Annotated in this window: 8 protein-coding genes; 5 read left to right on the forward strand and 3 right to left on the reverse strand. The window is 72.4% G+C overall.

Going from position 1 to position 17,131, the window contains the following annotated elements:
* Position 1: 1 nt before the first annotated feature.
* The 3 genes from ACZ6I1_RS14385 to ACZ6I1_RS14395 all read right to left on the reverse strand — a co-directional run bounded on the left by ACZ6I1_RS14385 (position 2) and on the right by ACZ6I1_RS14395 (position 5,186).
* A complete protein-coding gene (locus tag ACZ6I1_RS14385) occupies positions 2 to 1,528 on the reverse strand; it encodes a hypothetical protein (RefSeq protein ID WP_469286924.1) in 1,527 nt (508 codons plus the stop codon).
* Complete coding sequence (pelF, locus tag ACZ6I1_RS14390) at positions 1,525 to 3,057, reverse strand: GT4 family glycosyltransferase PelF (RefSeq protein ID WP_469286926.1); 1,533 nt, start codon at positions 3,055 to 3,057, stop codon at positions 1,525 to 1,527. Before pelF ends, ACZ6I1_RS14385 begins: the two co-directional genes overlap by 4 nt.
* Positions 3,058 to 3,158: 101 nt before the next feature.
* Entirely contained in the window at positions 3,159 to 5,186 is a 2,028-nt protein-coding gene (locus ACZ6I1_RS14395) for a hypothetical protein (RefSeq protein ID WP_469286929.1), read from the reverse strand.
* A 345-nt stretch (positions 5,187 to 5,531) separates the two neighbouring features.
* Between ACZ6I1_RS14395 and ACZ6I1_RS14400 the strand changes: the two genes are divergently transcribed.
* The 5 genes from ACZ6I1_RS14400 to ACZ6I1_RS14420 all read left to right on the forward strand — a co-directional run bounded on the left by ACZ6I1_RS14400 (position 5,532) and on the right by ACZ6I1_RS14420 (position 17,117).
* Positions 5,532 to 7,073: a leucyl aminopeptidase gene (locus tag ACZ6I1_RS14400; RefSeq protein ID WP_469286931.1), complete on the forward strand. Its 1,542-nt coding sequence runs from the start codon at positions 5,532 to 5,534 to the stop codon at positions 7,071 to 7,073.
* A 333-nt stretch (positions 7,074 to 7,406) separates the two neighbouring features.
* Positions 7,407 to 8,795 (forward strand): dihydrolipoyl dehydrogenase, encoded by a 1,389-nt coding sequence (gene lpdA / locus ACZ6I1_RS14405; protein WP_446587501.1) that lies wholly within the window; start codon positions 7,407 to 7,409, stop codon positions 8,793 to 8,795.
* Between the two features lie 53 nt (positions 8,796 to 8,848).
* On the forward strand, positions 8,849 to 10,627 hold the full coding sequence (sucB, locus tag ACZ6I1_RS14410) for a 2-oxoglutarate dehydrogenase, E2 component, dihydrolipoamide succinyltransferase (RefSeq protein WP_469286933.1): 1,779 nt from the start codon (positions 8,849 to 8,851) through the stop codon (positions 10,625 to 10,627).
* A 129-nt stretch (positions 10,628 to 10,756) separates the two neighbouring features.
* Complete coding sequence (locus tag ACZ6I1_RS14415; protein ID WP_469286935.1) at positions 10,757 to 12,142, forward strand: esterase/lipase family protein; 1,386 nt, start codon at positions 10,757 to 10,759, stop codon at positions 12,140 to 12,142.
* Positions 12,135 to 17,117 (forward strand): caspase family protein, encoded by a 4,983-nt coding sequence (locus tag ACZ6I1_RS14420; RefSeq protein WP_469286938.1) that lies wholly within the window; start codon positions 12,135 to 12,137, stop codon positions 17,115 to 17,117. The genes ACZ6I1_RS14415 and ACZ6I1_RS14420 overlap by 8 nt, the downstream gene beginning before the upstream one ends.
* The last annotated feature ends 14 nt before the right edge of the window (positions 17,118 to 17,131 follow it).

Below are 17,131 nucleotides of genomic sequence, written 5' to 3' on the forward strand. Positions count from 1 at the left end.
ATCAGCGGTGCGCCGTCGCACGGCCCAGCAGCAGGCAGACCAGCGCGGCCAGCGCCGCGGCGGCCGCGCCCGCCACCGCCAGCTGCACCAGCCGGGGCTGTCCCAGTCCGGTCAGCAGGGCCGCGCTCTGGGCCACGGCGGCCGAGGCGCAGACGACTGCCGCCGGCCGGACCGCGCCGAAGGACTGGAGCAGCAGCCCGGTCCACATCACGGCGCCGAGCAGCAGCAGGGTCGCGCCGCGGGCCCCGGTCAGGGCCGGGGCGCCCGGCCAGAGCAGGGTGCCGGCCAGCCCCAGGGCGAGCAGCACCGCCAGGTAGACGGCGAGGCACCGGGCCAGTGTGGCGAGCATCCGCCGCCGGAACGACCGGGGCGAGCGGGCCGCCCGGAGTCCGGCGAGGCTGCCGCTGCGGAAGCGGTGCAGCAGCCATTCGGCGGGCCCCATGCTGAGGGTGAGGGCCACCGCCGAGGGGGCGGCGACGGCCTCGGCCGGGCCCCCGGCGAGCACCTCGCCGAGAGCGGCGTACAGCACGAGCAGGCCCGTGCCGAGGCCGAAGACCCCGTACGGGACGGAGTCCCCGAGCCGGGGGCCGCGCACCACGTGCTCCTCCTCGGCTCCGCGCAGCATCCGCCAGCGCACCGGGCCGGTGCCGGGCCTGCGGACCCACCAGCCCCGGACCCGGGCGGCGGCCGCCCGCATCCCGTCGGCCAGCGGGAGTTCGCGTACGGCCAGGGTGCACGCGGCCAGCAGGGACACCCCGAGCAGGGTCATCCGTACCGGCACGGGCAGGTCCACGAAGAGCGCGAGCAGCGCCCCGGCCGCCATCGGGGCGAGGGCGGCGAACAGGACCCGCTCCCGGCCGAGGACGAGCAGGACGGTGGCGGCCCCGACGTACACGGCCTGTCCGGCGGCGAAGGCGTACGAGAAGGGCGGCCCGCCGGGCACGGCCAGCGCGGCGGCGGTGCCCAGCAGGGAACCGGCGGGGGCCCCGGCGAGCAGGGTCCGCCCGGCGGCGGCCCGGTCGCCGAGCCCGAGCCAGGAGTAGGCCCGGTGGGAGAGGGTCTGGTCCCAGACCCAGCCGATGAGCGCTCCGGCGAGCAGGGTCAGGGTGCCGGCGGGCAGGCCGAGCCGGTCGGGCGGGCCGTCGAGCAGGGGTGCGCCGAGCACGTACGCGAGTCCGGGCAGGGCGAAGATCACCCCGCGCAGGAGGCAGGCGGTGAGGGAGACCTTCCAGGGGTCGGGGGTGTCCTCGGGCTCCGGGAAGGAGCGGGGCACGCGGGCGTAGAGCTCCTCGGCGAGGGCGAAGGAGTCGTGGCGGCCGTAGGTGAGCCGGATGTACTCGTCGGTCATCCCGTCGGATTCGAGGACGGCGGCGATCTCGTCGGGGTGGACGGCTGCTCCGATGAACAGGTCGAGGCGCTCGGCGAGTGCGTCCATGGGGTCGGCGGCCGGGTCGCCGCGGCGCGGCCGGGGGATCGCGGGCAGGGTCGAGTCCCCGCCCGGGGCCTTCAGCCAGAGGGATCCGCTCACCACAGGCTCCCGTCGGCCGCGAGTTCGCGGTACCAGGGGTCGGCGAGCCGCTGGGTCCACTCGTCGCCGGCGCGGACGGGCAGGACCGGCTGGCCCGCGAGTTCGCGGTAGATGTGCCGGAAGCCGTCCACGGACTGGTGGAGGGTGAACTTCTCCACCACCCGCTTGCGGGCCGCCCGGCCGAGCTCGGCGCGCCGTTCGTCGTCGCGGAGCAGGGCGAGGGTGGCGCGGGCCATGGTCTCGGGCTCGCGCGGCGGAACGACCAGGCCGGTGTCCCCGACGGCCTCGCGGACGCCGCCCACGTCGGTGGAGACGGTGGTGCGGCCGCAGGACATGGCTTCGATGATGCTGAACGGGAAGCCCTCGCTGATGGAGGACAGCATCACGATGCTGCCGGCCGCGTAGGCGAGGGCGACCTGCTCGATGCGGCCCTCGTACGAGATCCCGTCGCCGACGCCCAGGTCGGCGGCGAGCTTCTCCAGCCGGAGCTTGTACTCCTCGCAGCCGGCCGGGACGGGTCCGAACAGGCGCAGCCGCAGCGCGGGCAGCTCCTCGCGCATGAAGGCGTAGGCCCGGATGAGGGTTTCGAGGTCCTTGATCGGGTCGATGCGGCCGCACCAGCTGAGGGTGGGCACCTCGGGTTCGGGGCCGGCCTCGGGGAAGGCGTGCGGGTCGACGCCGTTGTAGACGGTGCGGATCCGGTCGGAGGCGGCGCCTCCGCGCTCCTCCCAGCGGCGGTTGTACTGGTTGCAGGGGGTGATCAGGTCGGCCTGCCGGTACCCCTCGGTGTTGAGCTCGCGGTAGAAGCCGAGCATGAGGGCCTTGACGGGCCAGCGCTGGGCGGCCGAGCGGTAGCCGAGGTAGCGCTCGCGCAGGTAGATGCCGTGCTCGGTGAGGAGGAAGGGCACCTCGTCGAGGTACTTGGCGGCGAGGGCCGGGAGGGTGGCGAGGCCGCTGCTGACGGCGTGGGCGACGCTGTCGGGCGGGATCCGCACGGAGAGCGGGCGCAGCGCGTGTTCCAGCAGGTCGGTGGCGGTGAGCGCGTCGTGGATGGTGGGCGCGGCGGCGGCCGTGCTCAGGCCGGGGCGGGTCCACACGGTCATCAGCAGGCGCAGCACGGACTCGGAGCGCAGGGCGGGGGCGAGGCGGCCGGCGCGGGCCAGGACGGCCAGTTCGCGCAGGGCCGCGGAGAAGGTGCGGCCGTCGGGCCCGTGGCCGGGTGCGAGCAGGGAGAGCAGGAAGGTTTCGTAGACCTCGGTGAAGCGGCGGTGAGCCTTGCCCCGCAGGGTGGTCCGGAGGCCCCGGCGGCGCGACGGGGGTGGCCCCCAGAGCGGTACGGAGGTGTGCCGGTACACGTTGCGCGGCAGTTCCCAGGTGACCGGCTCGCGTCCGGAGCCGGTCAGGGCTATGACGTTGAAGTCGACCTCCGGCATACCGCGGACCAGCTGGTCGCACCAGGTGCTGACGCCCCCGTGGACGTGCGGGTAGGTGCCTTCGGTGAGCATGGTGACATGGCGCCCATGGCTCATGCGGTGTGTCCCCCCAGGACGTGAAAGGGGCCGGCGCCCGTGGTTCGCGGAGCGCCGGCGCTCGTGTTCCTCGTGACTCGGCTTGCGGAACGCCCGTACGGTCAGGCGGGCAGTTTGAGCGTGACGGCGCTCTGGAGCAGTTCGGGACCGGTCCAGGCGGAGCGGGTGCCGGCGTAGGCGGTGCCGAAGTCGGCGCTGCCGAGGAGGAGTTGCTTCTTGGTGCCGTTGGGGGCGGTGACCGGGGCGACGACTCCGGAGGGCGCCTTGACGGTGACGGTGGTGCCGATCCGGTAGGCGGTGACCCTGCCTTCGGCGAGGGCCTTGTCCCAGGCTGCGCGGCGGCCGAGCTCGACGCCGGCTTCCCTCATCGTCTGGTTGACGATCGGGGCGCTGGGCGCGTAGAGGGACCGGTAGGTGTCGAGGACCTGGTCGAGCACCGGGTAGAGGGTGCGGTCCTCGGCGAGGTTGGACTGGTGCACGTAGTGCGGGCGCGGGTCGTTGGCCAGGACGTGGCGCAGGGCGGTCCGGGCCTCCTGGGGGACGATGGTGTCCAGGTAGCCGGTGGCGGTGTCCACCGGGGCCGGCAGGCAGGTGGAGGTCGCCGGGTTGTCCTCGCAGATGCCGCTGCCGCCGTGGGCGCGGCTGGTGTAGATCCAGTTGTACTCGTCGGCCATCTCCGCGTTGGTGCCCGTGTTGTAGTACACGTTCATCGGGTGGCGGGGCACGGTCAGGGCGGCGCCGACCGCCCGCTGCGCGGGCTCGCGGGAGTTGTCGCTGCCCGCCCACTTCACGCCGTTGTCGGCGAGGGCGCCGGCCAGGTTGGGGTTGTCCTGGGGCTGCTGCGGGGCGGTCTTGAGTCCGGAGTGCTCACCGGTGACGAGTTCGGTCCGGTCGGTGGTGATGCCCTTGGCGGCGGCCCAGTTGTTGTTGTCGCGGATCTGCGCGGAGATCTCCGCGCGGCTCATGTACTGGACGGCGCCCTGGGCGTTCTTGACGCAGGACCAGGGGATGGTGGTGGTGTCCTGGACGCAGCCGAGGAAGGGGTGCGTGTAGGTGTGGTTCATCCACCGGTACTTGGCCCGGTCGGCGACCAGCTGGGCGGTGAGGGCGTCGGTGCCGCCGTTCTCCGCCTTCCACTCCTCGCCGGCGCCCGCGTTGAAGAGCATGTCGAGCTTGAAGTTCTTGGACGCCTGCCACTGCGCCGCGTGGACGGCGTCGGCGGCGGTCATCCGGATGGTGCTCTCCTTGCCCTCGCCGCCGGGGCAGGCGTAGTCGCCGGGCGTGCAGTTGAGCTCGGTGTTCCAGCGGGCGTCCGGCGCGAAGACGTCGTCGACGTGGACCGCGAAGTAGCTGCGGCTCTGGCCGAGGTGGACCCCCTGGGTGAGCCAGTCGACGATGCCGCGCGCCAGCAGCCGGAACTGCTGCTGGTGCTGGTTGTAGCCGAAGGTGACGACGAGCTCGCTGCGCCCGTCGTGGGTGTACTCGCCGACGAGCGAGGCCCGTCCGGAGCCGACGGGCGCGTCGAGGTAGCTGGTGTAGCCGGCCCGCGGCCTGCCCATGAACCCGAAGCTCTCGGGGACGAGCGCGGAGTTGTCCTCGAAGGCGACCTGTCCGCCGAGGTAGCCGAAGGGGCCCGCCTTGCCGGCCGCGGTGACCGCGGCCCGGGTCCCGTCGAGCTGGCCGCTGTAGCCGCCGTTGTCGGTGTACTCGAGGCCCACGCCCGGGTGGGCCCAGGTGTAGGCGTCGACCTGGCGGATCCCGTACGCCGTCTCGTACGCGGTGAGGGCGGCCATCTCGGCCGAGCCCTCCCCGAAGGGGTTCTCGTTCGGCAGGACCACGCCCTGGTACTTGGCGCGGGGACGGCCGTCGACCGTGTCACTGAGGAAGCCCGCGTTGATGACCGGGCGGCTGCCGCTGCCCAGCTGGACACGGGTGTACGGGACTCCGGTGTCGCGGAGTTCCGCGGTGATCGCCTCGACCGAGCTGCCGCCGTCGTCGACGACCAGCACCTTCAGGTCGATGCGCGGAGCCGTGGCCGCCTGGGCGGTCGCGGCGGGTGCTGCGACGGACACCAGGACCGCCGCGGCCATGGCGGCGGCGAGCCTGTTCATCCGGTTCTTGTTGACCATTTCGGCCTTTCCCCCCGCAGGCATCCCCCGACTCGGCCCATGGCGGTCGGCCGGGCCGGGGAGGCTCTGTGGAAATCATGCAAAGGAACCCCGCGTCCCCTTGCGAGAGTGGACCGAGTCTTTCGGACCTCGTCACGTCTACGGGGCAAACCTGGAGCAGAGTCCACAGATGGGTGAACCTCTCGGCTTCTTGATCGAACAACTTGACAAATCTTCGAGTGCCGTACGGAAGAGTGCGTACGCGTAGGCTCATTTCTGGCAGCCGTCGGGCCGGAATACGATCGCCGCGGATGGCCGTCCACCCACTCGGCCCACACACACAAACGGAAGCGAGACTTCACCACCGTGACTGCTCTGACTCTCAGCACTGCCGGCGCGGCGACGCTGCGCGCCGACGCCCTCGTCGTCGGTGTCGCCAAGGGCTCCAAGGGCCCGGTCGTCGCCCCGGGCGCCGAGGCCGTGGACAAGGCGTACGACGGAAAGCTCGCCGCCGTGCTCGACGCGGTCGGCGCCTCGGGCGCCGAAGGCGAGATCACCAAGCTGCCGGCCCCGGCGGGCCTGAAGGCTCCGGTCGTGCTGGCGGTCGGGCTCGGCACGGTCCCCGAGAAGGACGAGTCGTTCGACGAGGAGGTGCTGCGCCGCGCCGCCGGCGCCGCCGCCCGCGCCCTGCACGGCTCCAAGAAGGCCGCCTTCGCCCTCCCCCTGGACGACGCCTCCGCCGTCACCGCCGTCGCCGAGGGCGCGCTGCTGGGCGCGTACTCCTTCACCGCCTACCAGGGCGGCGAGACGAAGACCTCCAAGAACGCCGACAAGAACGGCGGCCCCAAGCTGCCGCTCGCCGAGGTCGCCCTGCTCGGCGCCAAGCCGCGCGACAAGGAGCACAAGGCCGCGGCCGAGCGCGCCACGGTCGTCGCGACCGAGGTCAACATCGCCCGCGACCTCGTCAACACCCCGCCGAACGACCTCACCCCCGAGGCCTTCGCCGCCATCGCCTCCGCGACCGCGAAGGAGCACGGCGTCAAGGTCCAGGTCCTGGACGAGAAGGCGCTGCTCAAGGGCGGCTACGGCGGCATCATGGGCGTCGGCAAGGGCTCCGAGAACCAGCCCCGCCTGGTGAAGCTCTCCTACACCCACCCCAAGGCGGAGAAGACCCTGGCCTTCGTCGGCAAGGGCATCACCTACGACTCGGGCGGCATCTCCCTGAAGCCGGCCGGCCACAACGAGACGATGAAGTGCGACATGGCCGGCGCCGCCGCCGTCTTCGCCTCCGTGATCTCGGCCGCCAAGCTGGGCCTGCGGGTCAACGTCACCGGCTGGCTCGCGCTCGCCGAGAACATGCCCTCCGGCTCCGCCACCAAGCCCGGCGACGTGCTGCGCATGTACAGCGGCAAGACCGTCGAGGTCCTCAACACGGACGCCGAGGGCCGCCTGGTCCTGGGCGACGCGCTGACCCGGGCCTCGGAGGACGAGCCGGACGCGATCGTCGACGTCGCCACCCTGACCGGCGCGATGATGGTGGCCCTCGGCAACCGCACCTTCGCGATCATGTCGAACGACGACGCCTTCCGCACCTCGGTCCACGAGATCGCCGAGGAGGTCGGCGAGTCCTCGTGGCCGATGCCGCTCCCCGCCGAGCTGCGCAAGTCCATCGACTCCCCCACCGCCGACATCGCGAACATGGGCGAGCGCATGGGCGGCGGCCTGGTGGCCGGCATCTTCCTGAAGGAGTTCGTCGGCGAGGGCATCACCTGGGCCCACCTCGACATCGCCGGCCCCGCCTTCCACGAGGGCGCGCCGTTCGGCTACACCCCCAAGGGCGGCACCGGCGCAGCCGTGCGCACCCTGGTGCGGCTGGCCGAGCGCACGGCCACCGGTGACCTGGGCTGATGTAACCCCGTAGCCACCGGCCCCCGCGGCGCAGCAGCGCCGCGGGGGCCGGATGTGACATGCCTCAAGCCTTGATCGTCCACTTGATCAAGGCTTGAGGCATGTTCACCGACAACGAAATCCGTAGGTTTCTACGCACTGGTAACCCTCTCTCCGGGCAGAACCGCCTGCCACATCGTGGGCCCGGCGTCTCGCGTTCCGCCGACAAATGCGAAGATGGGTTCTCGGCAGGACAGGGCCCCCACCACAGGGCCGAAGAACTAGCGGCCGATTACCAGCCGCCGCCCGGTCACAGAGGACCGGTGCCCGGCGCACATGCATGGAGGACGTGACGTGGCGAACGACGCCAGCACCGTTTTCGACCTAGTGATCCTCGGCGGTGGCAGTGGCGGTTACGCCGCGGCGCTGCGCGCATCCCAGCTGGGTCTGGACGTTGCCCTGATCGAGAAGAACAAGCTCGGCGGCACCTGCCTGCACAACGGCTGCATCCCCACGAAGGCTCTGCTGCACGCGGGCGAGATCGCGGACCAGGCTCGTGAAGCCGCCCAGTTCGGTGTCAAGACCTCTTTCGAGGGCATCGACATCGCGGGTGTCCACAAGTACAAGGACGAGGTCATCTCGGGCCTGTACAAGGGCCTGCAGGGCCTGGTCGCCTCCCGCAAGGTGACCTACATCGAGGGTGAGGGCCGCCTCTCCTCGCCGACTTCCGTCGACGTGAACGGCCAGCGCATCCAGGGCCGCCACATCCTGCTGGCGACCGGCTCCGTGCCGAAGTCGCTGCCGGGCCTGAACATCGACGGCAACCGCATCATCTCCTCGGACCACGCGCTGGTCCTGGACCGCGTGCCCGAGTCCGCGATCGTCCTGGGCGGCGGCGTCATCGGCGTCGAGTTCGCCTCGGCGTGGAAGTCCTTCGGCTCCGACGTCACCGTGATCGAGGGCCTCAAGCACCTCGTTCCGGTCGAGGACGAGAACAGCTCGAAGCTGCTGGAGCGCGCGTTCCGCAAGCGGGGCATCAAGTTCAACCTCGGTACCTTCTTCGACAAGGCCGAGTACACGGAGAACGGCGTCCGCGTGACGCTGGCCGACGGCAAGACCTTCGAGGCCGAGGTGCTCCTGGTCGCGGTCGGCCGCGGTCCGGTCTCGCAGGGCCTGGGCTACGAGGAGCAGGGCGTCGCGATGGACCGCGGCTACGTCCTGGTCGACGAGTACATGCAGACCAACGTGCCGACCATCTCGGCCGTCGGCGACCTCGTCCCGACCCTCCAGCTCGCGCACGTCGGCTTCGCCGAGGGCATCCTGGTCGCGGAGCGTCTGGCCGGTCTCAAGACCGTCCCGATCGACTACGACGGTGTCCCGCGCGTCACCTACTGCCACCCCGAGGTCGCGTCGGTCGGCATCACCGAGGCCAAGGCCAAGGAGATCTACGGCGCGGACAAGGTCGTGGCCCTGAAGTACAACCTCGCGGGCAACGGCAAGAGCAAGATCCTCAAGACCGCGGGCGAGATCAAGCTCGTCCAGGTCAAGGACGGTGCCGTGGTCGGCGTCCACATGGTCGGTGACCGGATGGGCGAGCAGGTCGGCGAAGCCCAGCTGATCTACAACTGGGAGGCTCTCCCGGCCGAGGTCGCGCAGCTCATCCACGCGCACCCGACCCAGAACGAAGCGATGGGCGAGGCCCACCTGGCCCTCGCCGGCAAGCCGCTTCACTCCCACGACTAATCGTCACGGGCGCGACGACCACTTCCGCACATTCGTTAGGAGCAACTGAAACCATGTCGGTTTCCGTAACCCTTCCGGCGCTCGGAGAGAGCGTGTCCGAGGGCACTGTCACCCGCTGGCTGAAGGCCGAGGGCGAGCGCGTCGAGGCCGACGAGCCGCTGCTCGAGGTCTCGACCGACAAGGTCGACACCGAGATCCCCTCGCCCGTCGCCGGCATCCTGGCCTCCATCAAGGTCGCCGAGGACGAGACCGTCGAGGTCGGCGCCGAGCTGGCCGTCATCGACGACGGTTCGGGCGCCCCGGCCGCGGCCGAGGCCCCGGCCGCCGCCGAGCCCGCTGCCGAGCCCGCCGCCGCTCCGGCGCCGGTCGCCGAGGCCCCCGCGGCCCCGGCTGCCGCTCCGGCCGCCGAGGCCCCCGCCGCCGCTGCCCCGGCAGCGTCCGGCACCGATGTCGTGCTGCCCGCCCTGGGCGAGTCCGTCACCGAGGGCACCGTCACCCGCTGGCTGAAGCAGGTCGGCGAGTCCGTCGAGGCCGACGAGCCGCTGCTCGAGGTCTCCACGGACAAGGTCGACACGGAGATCCCCGCGCCGGTCGCCGGCACGCTGCTGGAGATCCTGGTCGGCGAGGACGAGACCGCCGAGGTCGGCGCCCGTCTGGCCGTCATCGGTGTCGCGGGTGCGGCTCCCGCCGCGGCCCCGGCCGCCGCCGCCCCGGCTCCGGTCCAGGCTGCCGCTCCGGCCGCTCCGGCCCCGGTCGCCACCCCGGCCCCCGCCCCGGCTGCCGCTCCGGCCCCGGCCCCGGTCGCCGCCCCGGCTCCGGTCGCCGCTCCGGCTCCGGTTGCCGCTCCGGCTCCGGTCGCGCCCGCCGCGCCCGCAGCCCCCGCCGCCCCGGTTTCCGCCGGTGACGAGGGCGCGTACGTGACCCCGCTGGTGCGCAAGCTCGCCACGGAGTCCGGCGTCAACCTCAACACGGTCACGGGCACCGGCGTCGGTGGCCGTATCCGCAAGCAGGATGTCCTGGCCGCCGCCGAGGCCGCCAAGGCCGCCGCTGCCGCCCCGGCTCCGGCCGCCGCCGCTCCCGCCGCGAAGGCTCCGGCCGCCGCGGTGTCCGAGCTGCGCGGTCAGACCGTCAAGATGACCCGCATGCGCAAGGTCATCGGCGACAACATGATGAAGGCCCTGCACTCGCAGGCGCAGCTCAGCTCCGTGGTCGAGGTGGACATCACCAAGATCATGAAGCTGCGCGAGAAGGCCAAGGCCGGCTTCCTCGCCCGCGAGGGCGTCAAGCTGTCCCCGATGCCGTTCTTCGTCAAGGCCGCTGCCCAGGCGCTGAAGGCCCACGCGGTCGTCAACGCCCGGATCAACGAGGACGAGGGCACCATCACCTACTTCGACTCGGAGAACATCGGCATCGCCGTGGACTCCGAGAAGGGCCTGATGACCCCGGTCATCAAGGGTGCCGGCGACCTCAACCTGGCGGGCATCTCCAAGGCGACCGCCGATCTGGCCGCCAAGGTCCGCGGCAACAAGATCACGCCGGACGAGCTGTCGGGCGCGACCTTCACCATCAGCAACACCGGCTCGCGCGGTGCCCTGTTCGACACGGTCATCGTGCCGCCGAACCAGGTCGCCATCCTGGGCATCGGTGCCACGGTGAAGCGCCCGGTGGTCATCGAGACCGCCGAGGGCACCAACATCGGCATCCGGGACATGACGTACCTGACCCTGTCCTACGACCACCGCCTGGTGGACGGCGCGGACGCGGCCCGGTACCTCTCGGCCGTCAAGGCCATCCTGGAGGCCGGCGAGTTCGAGGTCGAGCTCGGCCTGTAAGGCTCCCGCCGCAGGACGGCAGTCACCCGTACGGCGCCCTTGTCCGGAAACCACTCCGGGCAGGGGCGCCGTCGTCTTACCCTGCCGGTCCAGGGACGACCAGCGGGGGCATGCATGTCACGTGCACGAGTGAACGATCTTGTGGTGGTACTGCCGGGCATCATGGGGAGCCGGCTGGCGGACGCCGACGGCAAGCCGGTCTGGGACCTGTCGGGCGGCGCCCTGTGGCGGGGCCTGCGCACCTTCGGCGGCTCGGTGAACCGCCTGCGCCTCCCGAAGGACATCGGGGACGACCATCCCGGTGACGGCGTGGTCCCCATCGGGCTCATGCCCGACGTGCACGCCATCCCCGGGATCTGGCAGCCGGTCGACGGCTACACCGACCTGCTGGGCTGGCTGGAGCGGTCCTTCAGCCTGTCCCCCGGGGGCAACCTCGTCCCCTTCCCGTACGACTGGCGCCTGTCGTGCCGCTGGAACGCGGAACGGCTGAAGAAGGTCGTCGCCCGCGAGCTGGAACGCTGGCAGGCCTCCGCCCCCGACCGCCGCGACGCCCGGGTGGTCTTCCTCTGCCACTCCATGGGCGGACTGGTGGCCCGCCACTACGTGGAACTCCTCGGGGGCCACGAGGTGACCCGCCGCGTGATCACCCTGGGCACCCCGCACCGCGGCTCCCTGGACGCACTCGGCCACCTGGTCAACGGCCTGCACAAGGGCTGGGGGCCACTGGGCGTCGACCTCAGCGCGTTCGCGCGCAGCCTGCCCTCGCTGCACCAGCTGACGCCCGACTACGCGTGCGTGACCGGGCCGGGCGGGCTCGCGTACGCCCGCGACCTGCCGGGCCTGCCCGGCATCGACGCCGAACTGCTGGCCGACGCGGCCCGCTTCCACGCGGACCTGCGCCGCTGCGCCGACCGCCCCGACCCCACGCCCCTGCACGCCATCACCGGCATCCGCCAGCCGACCCTGACGACGGCGGAGATCACCGGCGGCGGGCTGACCCCGCTGTGGCTCATCAACGGCACGGACGAACGCGGCGACGGTACGGTCCCCCGCCTCGCCGCGCGCCCGGCGAACGCCGACAACACCGGCTATGCGGTCGAGGAGGCCCACACCCCGTGCGAGCAGCACGGATCCCTGCAGAACAACCGGGGCGTCCGGGACGCCCTGGCCGGTCTGCTGGGGCACGAGCGCCCGTTCCACCGGGACGGGGAGGAGGGTGACGTCCCGCTGAGCGTGCTCGCTCCCCCGCTGCTGGAGGCGGGGGAACCGTACGGCGTCGCCGTGACGGTCCCGGCGGAGATCCCGGACCACGACGCGCTGCACCTCACGGCGGAGCTCCGCCCGGCCGACGGCGCGCAGGCGCTCTCGCGGACGCTGCGCCCCCTCGGCGAGGGCCGGTACACCGCGTCCTTCCCGGCGCCGGACCCCGGGGCGTACCGGCTGGCGGTACGCGTGACCGCGCGGGCGGAGACCACGGTGACGGCGCTGACGCTGGTGGGAGGAGCCGGTGAGTGAGCGCACCGGCGGGATCCGGGGGACGGCCCTGGGGATCGTGGTCGAGAACTACCTGCACCCGGCGAAGTTCCGCACCCTGACCGGCGCGACCTCCCAGATGCGGGACCTGTGCGCACTCCTGGAGGCCCGGGGCTACGCGCCGACCGTGCTGCCGGACCCGGGGCAGCCGGACATCAAGGCCGCGGTGAAGGACTGGGCGACGGGACGGAGCCCTGCGCAGGTCCGCGGCCCCGCCGTCGTCCTCTGGTCCGGCCACGGCGTGCTCGACCCGCGGGGGCTGCGCCTGGTGCTGCACGACACCGAGGACGCCCAGTACGGGGATGAGACGTATTCGGCCATCCTCCTGACGGAGGCGGCCCTGCGCAGCGGGGCGGACCAGATGCTGCTGCTCATCGACACCTGTCATGCGGGGGCCGGGGTCATGGAGTCCCTGGACACGGCGTTCGACGTGCTGACCGCGAAGAACCTGCCCCCGGGCCGGTCCACGTGGCTCGGGGTGCTCGCGAGCAGCCGCCCCCAGGAGAAGGCCGAGGCCGCCGGCATCCTGCTGGAGACCCTGACCCGGGTGCTGCGGGAGGGGCCGCGGAGCGAGGACTACCGCCACGAGTGGAGCAGCCGGAACGGGCAGGTCAGCGGGGCCACGGTCATCAACACGGTGCTGGACCAGTGGCCGGAGGAGGTCGGCCACAAGCCGGTCCCGGCCATGTTCGGCGAGGCCCGGATGATGTTCGACAACCCGCTGCTGAAGACCGGTTCGGAGCCGGAGCTGGTGGAGCACCTGGTGCAGGCGAGCCGCGGGGCGCCCGTGGACGACGGGGGCTGGTTCTTCAGCGGCCGGCACGACGTGCTGGGCCGGATCACCGAGTGGCTGGACGTACGGCAGCCGGGCCTGTTCCTGGTGACGGGCAGCGCGGGATGCGGAAAGTCGGCCGTCCTCGGCCGCATCGCGACCCTGTCCGACCCCGCTCACCGGAAGGACATCCTGGAGCACCGGGCCTTGGCACCCGGGGATCCGGACCCGGGCGAACGCTCGGTGGACGCGTCCCTGCACCTGCGGGGCTATACGGTGCAGCAGCTCGCCGAGGCCGTCGCCCGCGAACTGGGCCTTCCCGCTCCGCAGACCCCCGCGGCCCTGATCGCCGAGGTGGAGAAGAAGTGGCCCGCCGCCTGCCCGGACCGCCTGCCGGCCCTGGTCCTGGACGGCCTGGACGAGGCGGCCCCCGACCAGGCCCACCCGATCGTGGAACAGCTCCTGGCCCCGCTGAGCCGCCTGGTCTGCGTGCTGCTCGGCTCCCGTGACCGGCCCTTCCGCCCGCAGGACGAACTCCAGGAGCCGCTGGACGAGGCGGTGAGCCGCCTGCTGGACGTCCGGGCCCGCGCCTGCGACCTGGACGACGAGACCGGCACGGAGGACGACATCCGGACGTACTGCACGCGCCGGCTGACGGCGCGCGGGCTGCCGTCCGGGGACGCGGCGACCGCGGCGGGCCTCATCGCGGACCGTGCCTGCGCCCACACCGGCGGCTTCCTCTTCGCGAGGATGGCGACGGACTCGGTGATCAGGCGGTTCGCCGCTCCGGGCAGCGGGGGCCGGGATTGGGAGGAGGCCATTCCGTCCTCCATCAGCGCCGCGTTCACCGAGGACCTGGAGCAGGGGCCGCAGCGGGAACGGGACGGCGAAGTGCTGCCGCACGCGGCACGGGACCTGCTGACCGCACTGGCCTGGAGCGCGGGCAAGGGCATGCCGGCGCGGGGGGTCTGGGAGGCGGCGGCCTCGGCGCTCGCCTCCGGCGGGACCGCGTACGGGCCCGAGGACGTGGACTGGCTGCTGAACACGTACGGCCGCTACGTCGTGGAGGACAGCGACGGCGTGCAGGCGGTGTACCGCCTCTACCACCGCGAGTTCATCGGCCACCTGCAGTTCACCCCGGAAGGATCCGACCACGCGTACCGCGTGGCGCGGGCGCTGGTGGACCTCTTGCGGGAGCAGAGCGCCGACGCCACGGTGATCGAGGCCGCGAACCCCTACCTGCGCGGGGCGCTCGCGGCGCATGCGGCCATCGCGAGAGGGCGCGGCATCTCACTGGTGCGTGAACTCGTCGCCCTGCGGGAGGACGTGTTCCGGCCTGATCTCGCAGCGGCGCTGGTCATGGAGTCGCTTTCGCTGTCCGAGGCCGGGCGGCGCATGGACGCGATCGCACCGGCGCGGGAAGCGGCCGACCTGTACCGGGACCTCGCCGACGGCGACCCGGCCGTCTACCTTCCCGACCTCGCCATGTCCCTCAACAACCTGTCCGCCGTCCAGGTCGAGGCCGGGGACCCGCGGGGCGCACTGGCCAGCATCACCGAAGCCACGTCCTTGCGCAGAGAGCTCGCCGAACGCAACCCGGCCGCCTACCTCCCCAGCCTCGCCGGCGCCCTCAACAACCTGGCCACCGCCCAAGGCGCGACCGGGGACCGGCAGGGCGCACTGGCCACGATCACCGAGGCCACCACCCTCTACCGGGACCTCGCCGACGGCAACCCGGCCGCCTACCTCCCGGACCTCGCCATGTCCCTCAACAACCTCGCCAACTTCCAGGGCGATACCGGAGACAGCCGGGGTGCACTGGCCACGATCACCGAAGCCACCGACCTGTACCGGGACCTCGCGGACGGCAACCCCGCCGCCTATCTCCGCAACCTCGCCAGCGCCCTGAACAACCTCGCCACCACCCAGAGCGACACCGGAGACAGACAGGGCGCGCTGCCCACCATCACCGAAGCAACGGACCTCTACCGGGACCTCGCGGACAGCAACCCCGCCGCGTACCTCCCCAACCTTGCCGGCACCCTCAACAACCTCGCGAATCTGCAGGGCAGCAACGGGGACCGGCTGGGGGCACTGGCCACCATCACCGAAGCCACCGGCCTGTACCGGGACCTCGCGGAAGGCAATCCGGCCGCGTACCTCCCCGACCTGGCCATGTGCCTCAACAACCTCTCCAACTTCCAGGGGGACAGCGGGGACAGCCGGGGCGCACTGGCCACCATCACCGAGGCCGCCACCCTCTACCGGGACCTCGCCGACGGCAATCCGGCCGCGTACCTCCCCGACCTCGCCATGTCCCTCAACAACCTCGCCACCGCGCAGGGCGCGACCGGGGACCTCCAGGGCGCACTGGCCACCATCACCGAAGCCACCGTCCTCCGCAGGGACCTCGCCAGTACCAGCCCGGCCGCCTACCGGCCCAGCCTCGCCGGCTCCCTCAACAACCTCGCCAAGTTCCAGAGCGCGACCGGAGACGGCAGGGGTGCACTGGCCACCATCACCGAAGCGAACGGCCTGTACCGGGACCTCGCCGCCGGCAACCCGGCCGCGTACCTCCCCGACCTCGCCATGTCCCTCAACAACCTCTCCACCGCCCAGGGCCGGACCGGGGACCGGCAGGGCGCACTGGCCACGATCACCGAAGCCACCACCCTCTACCGGGACCTCACCGACAGCGACCGGACCGTTTACCTGCCCTACCTCGCCATGTCCCTCAACAACCTCTCCACCGCCCAGGGCGCGACCGGGGACCTCCAGGGCGCGCTGGCCACCATCACCGAGGCCACCACCCTCTACCGGGACCTCGTCGGCACCAACCGGGCCGCGCACCTTCCCGAACTCGCCGGCACGCTCAACAACCTCTCGACCGCCCAAGGCCAGACCGGGGACCTCCAGGGCGCGCTGGCCACCATCACCGAAGCCACCACCCTCTACCGGGACCTCGTCGGCACCAACCGGGCCGCGCACCTCCCCAGGCTCGCCATGTCCCTGGTCAACCTGTCGACCGCCCAGGGCCAGACCGGAGACACCCAGGGCGCACTGGCCGCCATCACCGAAGCCACCGCCCTCTACGGGGAGCTCGCCGGCACCGACCCGGCCGCCTACCTCCCCGGCCTCGCCGGCGCCCTCGACAACCTCTCGCACGTAGCCACGGTGCAGGACGCCCTCGCGGCCTACGCCAACGCCGAGCGCATCCTGGCCGCGCATGGGGAGGCGGTACGGTACCTGGCCCTGCGGCGCGGGGTGTTCGAGGTCGCCCACGCGGACGAGGGCATCGGCCTGCGCACCCTCATACCCCTCGTGCACGGTTCGGACCCGGCGGCTTTCCACGCACGGCATCTGCTGCGCACCCACGGCCAGGCCACCTCCGCGAGCGCCTCCCAGGTCAGTGCCCTCTGGCGCGAAGCGGCCGGGGCCGAACCGCCGCCGTGGCTGGCGATACCGAAAGCCGCGATCGAGCTCGCCGTCGACTGGATCAGCTGCCCGACCTGGGCCGCCTCCCGCGCCTTCTGGGAGGAGCACGCCGAAGACCTCGGTGCGGCCGAGACCGCGGCGGCGCTGGAGGAGATCGCCCTGTTCAGCCAGGCCGCCGAGGAACATCTGCGGCTCGCGCGCGAGGCAGCGGCAGCCGGTCCTGACAGTGCCTTCCGCCCGTACCTCACCGTCGAACTGCTCCACACCTGGATCGGCTTCTCCACCTGGGAGGAATCGCGGGCGTACCTCACCGAGCACGCGGCGGAGCTCCTGCACGATCAGGCCCTCGAACTGCTCGACGGCGAACCCGGTGCCGAGCCGGCCGTGCACCGCGCCCTGATCACCCTCGGCCGCGCGGACGCGATCCCCGCCGCCTACCGGTACGTAGAGGACCGCCCCGCCCTGCACCTGCGGCTGGAGCAGCTCCTGAACGGGCCCGAGCCCGATCCCGAACTCCTCCGGGCCGTTGCCTTCCTGGAGCTGTTCGTCCACGAGGAGGAGTTCACCGGGGCCGCCCATCTCGCCCTCGCCGGGGTCCTGGCCGGGGTTCCGTCCACGCCCGCGCAGTGGCCCCCCGCCGAGCCCGCCGAACGCAACCGTGCCCTCTCCGAGATCGCCGTGCTCATCGGGCGCCTCCCCGCGCACGCCGCGGCCCTGAGCGCCCTGATCCAGAGCCTCCTGGCGGCGTGACCGGCGCTTGTAAC

It is taken from the genome of Streptomyces sp. NPDC046303 (assembly GCF_055588085.1).

Coding starts and splice junctions, on each gene's coding strand:
- pelF (WP_469286926.1), bottom strand. CDS start 3,057: ATGAGCCATGGGCGCCATGTCACCATGCTCACCGAAGGCACCTACCCG.
- ACZ6I1_RS14395 (WP_469286929.1), bottom strand. CDS start 5,186: ATGGTCAACAAGAACCGGATGAACAGGCTCGCCGCCGCCATGGCCGCG.
- sucB (WP_469286933.1), top strand. CDS start 8,849: ATGTCGGTTTCCGTAACCCTTCCGGCGCTCGGAGAGAGCGTGTCCGAG.